The following is a 12179-nucleotide window of genomic DNA, read 5'->3' on the forward strand; positions in this document are numbered from 1 at the left end:
AGCTTCGCTGTTCAGGGCTGGGCAGCGGACTCCAGCATTTTGCGCAGCCAGCAGTGCCCGGCGTCCTTGTCAAAGCGTGAATGCCAACTGGCATACAGGCTGTAGCGTCGCACTTGGATTGGTAAGGCAAAGGACTCCAGGGTTTCAACATAACGCGCCAGGAACTGTGCTGGTAACGTACAAACCAGGTTCGTCGCTTGCAGTATCACCGGTACCAGACTGTAGTATTGCACGGAGACACCTACGTGCCGGCTGTAGCCTAGTGTCGACAATATCTCATCCACGAAGCCATAAAATCCCCCGCCATCTCCCGACACGATCACATGCTCGAGCTGTGTGTATGTATCCAGCGACAGCGGTTGTGTGCCACGCGGATGACCGATGCGTTGCGCCATCCTGAACTCCTCTTCCAGCAACAGTTTTTGAGATGCTTTGGCCACCGCGTCTTTGGCGGTCAGCGCGACGTCGATTTCTCCGTTTTCCAGTTGTTCGGCCAGTCGAGGTTTGTCGAGGCTGTGAAACGCAAAGCGAATCCCCGGAAAGCCCGCTTCGCGGGTCAACTGGATAAGGCGAGGAGCAATGATGGCGCCCGCATTGTCGTTGGTAGCGATTGAAAATGTCCTCTGCGATGTCAGGGGATCGAACTCGGGTGTGTGGTTAATCACGTCTTCCAGCGCTTGCAAGGCCAAGCGCAACGGCTCCTGCAACCGTGCGCCGTGCGCCGTGAGGATCATGCCCTTGCCAGAGAGCGCCGGAGTGAGCAGCGGGTCTCCAAACAGGTCACGAAGCCTCGACAACTGCGCCGAGAGTGCTGGTTGACTAATAGCCAGTCGGGCTGCTGCGCGGGTAACGTTGCGCTCATCAAGCAGGGTGCTGAGGGACGCCAGCAATGCCAGGTTATGGCCGGTGATATTCATGGCGGTTATGCCTCGTATCCCAAGAGTCGATTTCACGATGGATTGGAAGCTGTATAGCATTTTCATCAATAAGCTTGTGCTAGTGGACCCGCAATGGATTCGCAACACCCCGAGCCTGGCTGATGGCGGCGGCATGTTGGGTGCCACCGCACTGTCAAACTCCGCGATGCCAAGGCGCGTCAGCCAACGGCCTTTTGTTTCTGCAGAAGTACCTTGTGAGTTGTCGCGAGGGTCAGCGAGATTGAACGCAGTGGTTTCAGGCTATGTTGAAATCGAATGTTCATACATGTTTTTTAGTGTTGAAAAAAGCCTTTGATTGTTTCGCGTCGTGTTGAGCGTGTCACCGCTTTTTTGATGATCACCAGGCTGGCCATGAATGCCGATTTGATCTGCGACAATGGTAATTGCCTGCCAATACCCGATGATGGCACTCGGATTTACCTTGATGTTTGCGGGTAAGTGTCAGATCAGCGGCATCTTAGGGGAGTGGCGGTATGCAAGAGCTTGAACGCCGTAAAGCGATGGCGATTACGCCGCTGTTACGGTTGGCCTTTCGGCCGTTTTTCCTCGGTGGCTGCCTGTTGGCTATGTTGGTCATACCGCTATGGCTGCTCGCTTTCAGCGGTTCGATCAGTCACTGGGCTCCCGCTGGCGGTTGGCTGGGCTGGCATCGGCATGAACTGCTGTTCGGGTTCGGGCTGGCGATCATCGCGGGGTTCCTGCTGACGGCGGTGCAGAACTGGACCGGTCGTCCTGGCATCAGCGGCCGTCCCCTCGCGGTGTTGGCATTGCTGTGGCTGTGCGCGCGGCTGGCCTGGCTGGTCAATGCGCCATGGCCGCTGCTCGCGGTCCTTGAATTGGCGTTCCCGCTGGTGGTGGCGTTGCTGATGGGTTTGACCCTGTGGAAGGTGCGGCAAAAGCGTAACTATCCCATTGTGCTGGTGTTGCTGCTGTTAGCCGCAGCCGATGGGTTGTCCGTGTCTGGCTTGATTGAAGGCCATGAAGGCTGGCAGCGCCAGGGTGTACTGGCCGGTATCTGGCTAGTGGCAGCCATGATGGGTTTGATCGGCGGGCGAGTCATCCCTTTCTTTACCCAGCGCGGTCTGCAGCGGGTAGAGGGCGTTGCGCCCTGGCCGTGGGTGGATTGGCTGTTGTTGATCGGTTCACTGCTGGTTGCGCTGCTGTATGCGGCAGGGCTCGCGCTCAATCCCGATGTATGGGTAGGGCTGCTGTTTGCGGTGTTAGCGGTTGGTCATGGTGTACGTCTGGTTCGCTGGCACGATCGGGCACTCTGGCATGTGCCGTTATTGTGGTCGCTGCACCTGGCATATGGCTGGTTGGCAGTGGCGTGCCTGGGTACGGCTTTGTGGCATTTTGGCGTACCGATCAACCCGAGCCTGGCGCTGCATGGCCTGACCATCGGCGCCATGGGCGGGCTGGTGCTGGCGATGATCGCGCGCGTCAGCCTTGGCCATACCGGTCGCCCGCTGGAACTGCCAGCGGGTATGACCCTGGGGTTTGTTTTGCTCAATTTGGGGTGCCTGAGCCGGGTTGCATTGGTCTTCTTCTTTCCTTTACCAGCATTGTGGCTGGCCGGTCTGTGCTGGGTGCTGGCGTTTGCGTTGTATGCCTGGCGTTACGTGCCGATGCTGTTGCGCACCCGGATTGACGGTCATCCGGGATAAGCAGAGCCATTGTGGGAGCGAGCCTGCTGGCGAAGAGTTGATCACATCCAACATCCCTTGTGATTGATAGACTGCTTTCGCGAGCAGGCTCGCTCCCACATTTGATCCCTTATAGCGGTGCGCAGTTGATGTACACAGAATGATTGCCTGACTAAAAGCTGACTTCTGCGGTCAGCCTGATGGTGCGTCCTTCAGCCCAACTCACGCGTCAGGTGTTGCCTCCTGACGGCACACTGTAGCCAAGCCAAGGTCTGTTCTATAGCCAGTACTTGGGATAACTGCCTTGATTACGGGCGTTATTCAGGCACCAGGCAACCACCACAATGACGATGGAGCCGGCCAGTACCGGAGTGACCAGAAAAGACAGCGGCGCACTCGTGCTCAGTACCACTATCGGATTTGCCCCCGCTGGGGCATGTACGGTGCGGGTCTGTTGCATGGCCACCAGCGCCAGGCCCACGGCCAATGCGCAGGCCCACCACGAATTGCCCAGCGTATTCAGAATGATCAGGCCCACCAGCGTTGAAATGACATGCCCGCCGATAATGCTGCGCGGCTGCGCCAGCGGCGAGTCCGGCACCCCGAAAGCCAGCACGCAACTGGCTCCCAAAGAAGCCATTAGCCATGGCGCGCCAGACATGACGCTAAGCCAGCCTGTGGCACCGATGGCGATAACCACGCCGATAAACGACGTCAGGGTGAAACGCAGTGAAGGTGCGGCTGGCGCAGCCGATTTGAGCAGGCGACGTGTAGACATGGAGGCTCTCGCAACGAGGGGGGAAAGTCACCAAAGGATACCGATCGGTATACCTTTAAGTCAACCGATCGGTATACACTGTGCTGTATGCCATAGGAGGCCAGCGCCAATGAGTACGTCTGATGCAATCACCAGTGCCGCCTTGGGCCTGTTCTATCGCCAGGGCTTTCATGCCTCCGGGGTGGAGCAGTTGAGTCAGGAGGCAGGGGTTACCAAGAAAACCCTGTACCGGCACTTCCCCAGCAAGGAGCATTTGGTTGAGGCTGCCCTGGAGTTGCGTCACAACCAGTTCATGGCCAAAGTGCGAGCGGCTGTGGACCCGGCTTCGGCATCGCAACGGCCCCATGCTTACCTGGACTTTATTGCTGCCTGGGTTCAGGAGCCGGATTTTCATGGCTGCGCTTTTATCAATGCTTCTGCCGAGTACGCCAGCCTGGCACTGCAGCCGCATATCCTCGGCAAACGGCACAAACAGGCGCTGATGGTTTACCTGGAGGAGATTTGTACTCAGGCAAACTTCAAGAACCCTCGTTTGGCGGCCAAGCAGTTGCTGTTGATCGGTGAGGGATTGATTGTTTCGAGCCAGGTCAATGGTGTGTGCGCGGATTTGATTGAAGCGGGCAGGGAGATGGTGGGGCTATTGGGGGGGGATTCGAAGCAATAAATGTGGCCCGGCAAGAAAAAGCTCTGCACCAGCCAGGTTAGATTTTAATGTGTTCAAATTTTCCTGGAGCAGAGAACCTCCAGGGCACTCGAAAGGCCGCGCCACCATTTGTCAGGCCTGCTTGCTGAGTGATGGCAGGCCACCAGCGAACGAGATTTTCTGCTTTTTGCCAGTAGCTCATTTGGCCCCATTGTTTTGCCAGGCAGAAAATGGGTAGCCCGCATTCCCTGAATGCCAGGCGCTCGGCGTCGCCCTTGCAAAACCTGTCTTGAGACAGGACGGTCCAGCCGCCTTCAGATTTGAGTTGCGTTATCCAGTGGATATCGCTGCTGTTGGGTGGAAATCGTTCCTTAAGGGGCGTTACCAAATGCCCTTCAGACTTGCAAAGCTCATTCAGGGCCCGGGCAATGGCAGGCGGCAGGTTGTTATCAATCAGAAACTTCAAGCAGCAATCCTGTGCTCGAAGTTAATCGCTGCCCGTACTTCGCTGGCAGCAATCTCAAAAAGCATGGCAACACGCTTGGCGTCCTGGCCTTCCGCCAGATAGGCATGGTAGAGGGCCGAGGTATCAACGCCAGCAACGCAAAGCACCGGCTTGCCGAAATTTCGGGTGGGGTCCAATACGACGGCCTTGCTGTGCTTTTGCGGGTACCAGCGCAGAGCAGTGCCTTGCCCTGTGTAGTCAATGCCGTCATACAAGGATGGTTTGATCACCTGCTTGAAAGCGTATTGTCTCTTGATAAGGTCCAGGAGCGTTTCATCACCTGTCTCATCGAGGACCGTGGCGAAGATATCGCGACCATCAGTCTGGAAGCGTTTGCAGGTGAACGGATAGGCTTGCTCGAACAGTTCGCGTGCCTGTCGGGATGCGCTACGGATAGCCTGAAGACTGACACCGTGCTGGCGGAATGCATGGACAAAGCGAATTTCCAGCAGGTCGTGGAAACTGAGAAGCTTTTCATCCAGAAAAGCCAGCTCGGACGTCCATAGCCCGGCGTGACTCACACCCTGTGCGTTGTAGCCGAACATCCAGCGGCGAATGTCCTTGGCTGAAATACCGGTGTAGAGAGAGGCCTGTGTGGTTGTGTAAAGCCCCACGCCAATAATGCGACCTGGCGAAGCATTAGTGTTCATAACCCCCCTTGTCCGTGGATAGGCCCAAAAATTGATTTTGGGTCTCAGCCAGAATGCAATCAACACCTACTGGACGGAATGTACGTAGGAATAGTCAGATGTTGGCGGTATATAAATTTATTACCCCTGCTGGGTCATCCGCCTGAACGTCGCCGCTGCAATTTGCGTCTGCACATAGCTTTGCGCGGCTGGCGTACGCACGCTGGTCATCAGCAGCAGATTGAGCACATCCTCCTTTATGTCCAGTGTCCCGGTCAGGGTCATGGCCGCAGCATTTTGTGCGGCGGTGAGACTCAGGGACTGCAGCGCCAGGCCACTGCTGGTTGCATTGATGTCGGTAAAACCGAAGATATCCGCGTGCCCGGTTGCGGTTGTCAAACGGCCGCGCACACGACCAAAACGGCCCTGCCTGGCGGCTTCCACCGTCAGTTTCAGGCGCGTACCATCAGGGGCTTGCCATTGTCCGGCCAAAGCATTTTCTGTTATTCGCCCTGCTGTCAAAGCATTGGCCGCAGGGGTAAAAGCCGTAGGACTGGCCCGGCGATAAGTTAATTTGTCGAGGTAGTCCCCTTGCCGGGCGAGCCCTGCATAATCACTGCTGGCGACGAGAATATGGGAAAGCGTCAGCACTTCTTCTTGCCCGGTCAGGCTGAGTTGCCCGCACAGACCGGAACACCAGTTCCAGCTGGGGTCGGCCGGGTCTTCGCCAATGGAGTGCCATTCAATTGCCAGTGCTAAAGGTACACCCATGCCCGGTTTGGTTGCTGCGCTCAACTGGAACCCGCTTATCTCGTACAGGCCTGTGGAGCCGGTAGACGACTGATAAAAACCGGAGACTGCATGACCCGAAACAGTCAGTGTCATCACGGAACCATAGTCGTTGGTCCATGTACCTGCGATTGATCCGGGAGAGGGCGGGGCCAGCGTGATCTTTTTTGTTACAACCTCGCGCTGGCCGTGCTTGAAGGCCTTCGCTGAAGAGCGGGTGATGATCTGTGGGCCGTCAGGGCGGTTAAACAGCCAGATGCCAACAGGCGCCAGCGAGTAAACCGTCGGGCTGCACTGCACAACCCGATATTCGTGGACCGTGTAGCAGTGTTCCATCACCAGCGAGCCTACCAGCACCAGATCTGCGATACCCAGTGGGGCAAACTGGGGGATCGTCTGGCCCTTTTGTGGCCCTTGCTCGATCAGCACGTTATAGAGACTGGCCCCTAATGTGATTTCACCGTCGGCGAAGCCCAGAACAATGTCGGGCTGGTTACCCCGCGCGATACGTTCAAGGGTTTGACTCATAAGTTGGTCATCACCCTTGAACTGTGAAGAGCTGGAATCCAGGGCAAAGGTGACATCGCTGGCCAGAACTTCCCCTCCAACCGAGTAACTGCCCAGCTTCGTCGACCAGATGTACTCGACCCCGGGTATTTTACTGTAGCGTGACCATGGCAAAAACAGATGAGGGCCGCGAGTCTTGCTTTCATCAATGCCGCCCATCCGGCATGTGCCCTTGAGTTTGCCTGGGTCCCAGTCGAAGCTGATATACGGTTGTGCCGGATCAATTTGGCCGCTGCGCAGCAGCTCCTGAAACAGAAAAGAGCTGCGGCCTTCGACATACGCACTGCTGGCCGGCAGGCCGATACCGCCGTCCCAGTCCAGTTGGCGAAATTGTTCACCCGAGTAGCTGGCCGCCAGAAACAGATTCATCGAAACTGATGTTCCATCGGCCATGCTCATTGTGTCTGTGCCGGTTTCTACTTGCATCGTTCCCCAAGGCCCGAAGCTGTACGGGCGTTGCAGGCAATCGGTGAAGGCAAAGGTGCTGGAGGCCTGATAATCAAACCGGCCCGTTGCGAAGTGTTGGCACTGGTCGTCCGGGCAGAGTGTTGACGTAATCCAGGTAATATTGGTGCCGGTGTCTATTGCCAGCTTCAATGCCTGCCCAGGGGTACCCAGCGACAGTGGGGTGTACCAGGGGCTGGCCCCGGAGTTCTGAAAAGGGCCGCGCTGCATAGGAAAGACCAGCCCGTTAGCCAAAAATTTCGAGTTCATGAAGACATCCATTTCGGTGGTAATGTGCAGTGCCATTGCATAAAAGACAGGCTCTGAAAAATCGCAGGGGCGTTGGCCCCCTGCGTGTATTTCAGTCTTTTTGCCGTGCCGGGGATGTCGGGCTGGCCCGGTTTTTTTGTCGGAAACAGCTGCAAGTGCAAAGGCTCAGCGCAACGTCTTGCCCTCGGTTTCCGGGATAAATACCACCAGAATTACGGTGGCCAGCATGAAGCCATTAATCAGGGTAGTGGTCAGGTTGAACGACGAGCCATAGGCCACCAGTGCACCAATCAGGGAGGGCGCAAGTATGTTGGCTACCCGTTGGGCGAAGATGGCCCAGCCGTAACCGATGGCGCGCAGCCGGGTAGGGTATAGCTCGCCGATCCAGGTGCCCCAGACGCCCCAGGCGCCGAGGTTGAAAAAAGCCAGGGCAAAATTGCTCAGGTACAGCATCTCCAGGCTTTGTGCATTGGCAAAACCGTAACCTGCGACCACGGCGGCGCTGATAAACGCAACGATGATTTTTTTGCGTCCAAAGCGGTGTGTCAGCCAGGACGCTGCGATATAGCCCGGAATCATGCACAGCGCCGACAGGGCAATAAAACCGTAGCTCTGGGGCAGGCTCAGACCACGTTGCTGCAACAGGGTTGGCAGCCAGGTTTGCAGCCCCCAATAGCCCCAGGAGAACGTGAAGTTGACGATGATTTGCAGCACGCTGATGTTGCGCAGTGCCGCGCTGAACAGCTCGCGCTGATGCCCTTGGGTGGTCTGATCCACCTGCAGTTGGCAGGTCTCGGGGAGGTCGATGGTGCCCCGGCTCAGGCGTGTGATAACTGCACGGGCCTGCGGCTGTTGATCGACGCTGGCTAGCCAGTAAGGCGATTCGGGCACCCAGCGGGCGACGACCAGCGCCCATAAGCCGCCCATTGAGCTCAAGAGGATGATGGCGCGCCAGCCCCATGGCAGCAGCCATACCGTGGCGCCGAGTGCCAGCAACATGCCGATTGGCCAGCCCGAGGCGAGGTAAACCGTCAGCGAGCCGCGATATCGCACCGGTACCAGCTCCTGGAAGTGGGCAAAGGTCACCACCATCATGCCTACCGCTGCCACGCCTGCCAGTAACCTCAGCACATACAGGCTGAGGTAGTCGGGAGCAAAGGCGCTGCCCAGCGAGATGACCCCGTACAGGGCCAGGCTCCAGATAATGGCGCGCTTGCGACCAATGCGCTCGGCCAGTTTGCCCCAGCTCAGCGACCCCAGCAGCATGCCGATAAACATGGCGCCGATCAGGTTGCCGACAGCCAGCATGTCCAGGGAAAAATCAGCAGCGATCAAGGGCGCGGTGTAGACGATGATCATCATCTCCCAGGCCTCAATGGCAAATACAAAAAACAGCGCGAGGCAGCACTTCAGGTGCTCCCGGGTCAAGGGTACGTCTTTGAAAACCTCGCCCACCTGCAGGCTCGACTCGTCGGTGCAGGGGGCGGAATCGGTGATTGTGCTGTTGGCCATGAATTGATCTCCTGGTGATCGTCTATGCCTTGATCCGGTTGCCAATAGGCGCCGCAGCCTGAAACAGGCCGAACGCCTTGAGTTCGGCCTCGGGTGGTGGTTCGCAACTACCGACGCGGCTGGGTCGCCAACCGAACCGGCGTTTCATGCCTGCCATGGCCTCGGCCATCTTGAAGGCCGCCACTACCGGGTCGATGACAGGTACACCGACTTCTTCCTGTACCTGTTCGAAGAAGCCAAATTCGATGGTGCAACCGAGGATGATGGCTTCCGCGCCATCTTTCTCGACCGCAAGGCGCGCCTGTTCAATGATCTTGCGGCGGGTAAGCGCGTGGTCCTGTTGAAACTCATCCACCCCCATGCCCAATGGCCGCATGGAGGCCAACTGATGTTGTGCGCCGTAGGCACGCACCCGTTCATGCATTTGCTCCATCCATTTGCTGCGCCCCACGATGATCGAGAAACGGTTGGCCAGGCTGGCCACGACTTGCAGGCTGGCCTGGCAGGGGGCAATGACCAGGGTATCGCCGGAGATCTCGCGAGCATCAGCCAGCGCCGGGTCGTAAAAGCAGCCCAGCACCAGAGCATCGACCTGCTCTTGGGCGCTATCGCGGGCGATGCGCACGATGTGCTCGCAGGTCAGCGCTTCATAGGCCCTGTATTCCAGATGGGTAGGGCTGGGACTCATGGCAAAAGACACCACTTCAACCTGGGTCGAAGGCTGTTTGATCCCATGCAGCAACTCGGCAATGGGCGCATCAAAGGTGGGATGGCCAATAGGATTGAGCCAGCGTATGCAGACGGGAACGTCCTGTGGCCGGGAAGTCTGGGTTGTGGTTTGCATGCGGGACTCCGTTAGAAAAATTTCACCAGCGCCATGGTCAGCGCGTTGGAGTGAGGGAGGTTGGGGGTGTGGTAGTAGTCAAAATTCAGGTTGGCGGACAGGTAAAATCCGGCTTTGGAGAATCCGCTGTAGGTCATGGAGGGACCAATCTTGCCCACTCGCGATTCCTTGAAGTCCGACGCTGTTCTGTTGTTGATGTGGTAAACGTGATGCACCCCCAGCCACAGGTCGTCAGTCACCTGGTATCCGGCCGCAATGTCGCCCAGCCAGAAACTGACCCCGCCACGCAAACGGCTGGGCTCGCCGCTGCCAAAGTCGGTTTGGTTGCGGTTACGCGCCGCGTAATGCACCCCGGCGGGGGTAAAGGTGGCGGCAAAGCGGCCCACCCGCAGGTAGTTGGCGAGGCTGAAACTGAAGGCATGACGATTGGCAAAGGCCCCGTGCCCGGCAATGTCGTTATTGCCGTTGGGGAATTCGATCATCAGGGTCGGATTGACCCAGAAGGTGGTGTAGTCCGCTGATCCATAGTCGCTGGTCGGCTCGACCACGTTGTAGTAATAGGCAAACCCGACATTGGGCGAGGCAATGCCCCAGGCGCTGGAGTCCCGAGCGCCGTTGGTGCTGGCGTAACCCGGGATCGCCCCGACCCAGAACTGCAACTGGTCACGTTGCGTGCCGGTAAACCCGGTTTTCGAGAAGTAGGCCAGTACGGTATTGGCGGCGATGCTGGTATCGCCTTTAGAGGTGCGGTTGAGCACCGGAAATGATTCGACTGCCCAACTGTCCGGTATGCCAGGCTGGGCAAAGCCGATGAACTGCTCGGCGCTGGTGTGCGGGCTGATGACTGACAGGCAGGCGAATGCAAGCCCTGTACCCAGGCGCAATGGGTGGTGTGTGTTCATCTTCAAGCTCTCTTATTGTTGTTTTGGTGAGCGGTGCAAGGTGTTAAGCGGTCACCTCTGGATGCCATAGATGGCCTTGGCCGTTTGTTCATCGACATAGCCGTTTTTCAGATCTTCGCGCACGGCCTCCTTGCTGCGCGCCGCGGCCGGTCCATAGCCTCCCCCTGCGCCGGTACGTATCCGCACCAGATCACCGGCATTGAGCGGGACACCGCTGGCCATGGCGTAACGCTGGTGCGTGCCGTTGTTGCGGATCACTTGCACGTAGTTGAGCGAGCCGGTGGCGCCTTGCTCCAGACCCCAGGGCGGGATGACCGAGCGGGTGTAGCCGCAGGTCATGAAACTGGCGTCGGCGCGAATGCGGTAGTCGATGCACACCCCCCGGCCCCCGCGAAACTGCCCATGGCCCCCGGGTTCGTCATTGAGCGCCATGCGTTCGACGTACAGGCCGTATCGGGCCTCGCAGATTTCGACCGGGCAGTTATAGGTTTCGCCATGCAGGCCCGAGTACACGGCGCTGTTGCCGTCGCGTCCCGGCTCTGCGCCCCAGCCGCCGATTTCGGGTTCTACCAGGGTAAACAGGCGTCCTGTATCAGGGTGCTGGCCGCCAATAATGGTCGCGCATACCGAAGAGAAATTGCCGGCAGGCAGCCGGTTCGGGAATTGCCTGGCCAGGCAGCACAGGATCAGATCGTGAACCCGGATCAGGTTCTCGAAATAGAAGCCTTCTGCAGCAGGTGCCCGGGCGTCGAACAGTGATCCGGGGCGGGTCAGTACCTTGAGCGGGCGGAAGGTGCCGCCATTGGTGACCCCCTGGGGCACGGTCAACGCCTTGAACGCCATTTGTGCTGCGATCACCGTGCCGTCGCGGCTGAGGTTGAATGGGCCGGGGCTTTGATCGGGATTGTCGCGCAGGTCCACAATCAGTTCGTGGTGATTGATCTCGATAGTGGCCTTGAACAGGCTGCCATCGTCTTGTGGCTCCTCAAGGCTGACCTGCGTGCAAGGCAGGTCTTGCAGGGCCTTGAGTGAGATTTTCTCGCCCAGGGCCATAAAGTCGTCCATCGCTGCCAAAAACAGTTCGACACTGTATTTTTCGGTCAATTGTTGCAAGCGTGCCGCACCGCCGCGTACGGCGGCCACTCCGGCCCAAAGATCGCCCTCCATAAAATCGGGCATCCGTGAGTTGGCCCGCAAAATCTGCAGCACTGACTGGATCGGCTGCCCTTTGCTGATCAGCTTGACCGAGCACAGGCGCAGCCCTTCCTGGAAAATATCATTGGCCTGGGTCGACAGGGAGCCAGGCACCATGCCGCCGACATCGCTCCAATGGGCGATGTTGGCGGTCCAGGCCACCAGGTTTCCGTCTGCGAATACCGGCATGGCCAGCACCACATCGTTGAGGTGAGTGACAGCACCGCCATCGTGGGGGTCATTGCTGATAAACACATCGCCCGCGGCTATGTCGTCGGGCGAGGGGTGGTGCTGCATGATTTTTTTTACCGCCTTGTCGAGCACCCCGACAAAAGCCGGGATGCCTGCACCGGAACTGGCGATTTCGCCCCGGGCATCGGTGATGCCGGTGCCCATGTCCAGCACCTCGTAAATCACCGGGCTCATGGCCGCCATGCGCATGGCGGTAAACATTTCGTCGGCAATGGCCTGCAGCGAGTTCTGGATGATGTCGCGGGTGAAAATATCGAGTGTGTGCATGC

General features: G+C 58.1%; 12 protein-coding genes. 3 read left to right on the forward strand and 9 right to left on the reverse strand.

Features of this window, described 5'->3' with window-relative positions; genetic code table 11:
* Positions 1-11: 11 nt before the first annotated feature.
* On the reverse strand, positions 12-917 hold the full coding sequence (locus tag ACZRMH_RS20125) for a LysR family transcriptional regulator (RefSeq protein WP_464014927.1): 906 nt from the start codon (positions 915-917) through the stop codon (positions 12-14).
* On the opposite strand from ACZRMH_RS20125, the gene ACZRMH_RS20130 reads away from it, so the two are divergent.
* Both ACZRMH_RS20130 and ACZRMH_RS20135 read left to right on the forward strand, forming a co-directional pair.
* Positions 916-1233: a hypothetical protein gene (locus tag ACZRMH_RS20130; protein WP_464014928.1), complete on the forward strand. Its 318-nt coding sequence runs from the start codon at positions 916-918 to the stop codon at positions 1231-1233. The genes ACZRMH_RS20125 and ACZRMH_RS20130 overlap by 2 nt on opposite strands.
* A gap of 178 nt (positions 1234-1411) precedes the next feature.
* A complete protein-coding gene (locus tag ACZRMH_RS20135; RefSeq protein ID WP_464014929.1) occupies positions 1412-2602 on the forward strand; it encodes an NnrS family protein in 1191 nt (396 codons plus the stop codon).
* Positions 2603-2858: 256 nt separating this feature from the next.
* Here the strand turns inward: ACZRMH_RS20135 and ACZRMH_RS20140 are convergent, their stop codons facing one another.
* Entirely contained in the window at positions 2859-3359 is a 501-nt protein-coding gene (locus ACZRMH_RS20140) for an HPP family protein (RefSeq protein WP_464014930.1), read from the reverse strand.
* Between the two features lie 109 nt (positions 3360-3468).
* Between ACZRMH_RS20140 and ACZRMH_RS20145 the strand changes: the two genes are divergently transcribed.
* Complete coding sequence (locus ACZRMH_RS20145; RefSeq protein WP_464014931.1) at positions 3469-4023, forward strand: TetR/AcrR family transcriptional regulator; 555 nt, start codon at positions 3469-3471, stop codon at positions 4021-4023.
* A gap of 37 nt (positions 4024-4060) precedes the next feature.
* Here ACZRMH_RS20145 and ACZRMH_RS20150 read toward each other — a convergent pair whose 3' ends face one another.
* The 7 genes from ACZRMH_RS20150 to ACZRMH_RS20180 all read right to left on the reverse strand — a co-directional run bounded on the left by ACZRMH_RS20150 (position 4061) and on the right by ACZRMH_RS20180 (position 12177).
* Positions 4061-4468, reverse strand: a complete 408-nt coding sequence (locus ACZRMH_RS20150; RefSeq protein ID WP_464014932.1) for a PIN-like domain-containing protein — start codon at positions 4466-4468, stop codon at positions 4061-4063.
* Positions 4465-5052 (reverse strand): DUF433 domain-containing protein, encoded by a 588-nt coding sequence (locus ACZRMH_RS20155; protein WP_464014964.1) that lies wholly within the window; start codon positions 5050-5052, stop codon positions 4465-4467. Before ACZRMH_RS20155 ends, ACZRMH_RS20150 begins: the two co-directional genes overlap by 4 nt.
* Before the next feature lie 225 nt (positions 5053-5277).
* The gene (locus tag ACZRMH_RS20160) at positions 5278-7206 is read right to left on the reverse strand and encodes a pepsin-like aspartic protease (RefSeq protein ID WP_464014933.1); all 1929 of its coding nucleotides are present in this window, start codon (positions 7204-7206) and stop codon (positions 5278-5280) included.
* A 165-nt stretch (positions 7207-7371) separates the two neighbouring features.
* Positions 7372-8718 (reverse strand): MFS transporter, encoded by a 1347-nt coding sequence (locus ACZRMH_RS20165; protein ID WP_464014934.1) that lies wholly within the window; start codon positions 8716-8718, stop codon positions 7372-7374.
* A 22-nt stretch (positions 8719-8740) separates the two neighbouring features.
* Positions 8741-9562, reverse strand: coding sequence for an aspartate/glutamate racemase family protein (locus tag ACZRMH_RS20170; RefSeq protein WP_464014935.1), 822 nt, complete (start codon positions 9560-9562; stop codon positions 8741-8743).
* An 11-nt stretch (positions 9563-9573) separates the two neighbouring features.
* Positions 9574-10464 carry a hypothetical protein gene (locus ACZRMH_RS20175; protein WP_464014936.1) on the reverse strand — a complete coding sequence of 297 codons (891 nt, stop codon included), beginning with the start codon at positions 10462-10464 and terminating at the stop codon, positions 9574-9576.
* Positions 10465-10515: 51 nt separating this feature from the next.
* Positions 10516-12177 carry a hydantoinase B/oxoprolinase family protein gene (locus ACZRMH_RS20180; RefSeq protein ID WP_464014937.1) on the reverse strand — a complete coding sequence of 554 codons (1662 nt, stop codon included), beginning with the start codon at positions 12175-12177 and terminating at the stop codon, positions 10516-10518.
* Positions 12178-12179 lie beyond the last annotated feature (2 nt).

This window comes from Pseudomonas sp. B414 (assembly GCF_055408445.1).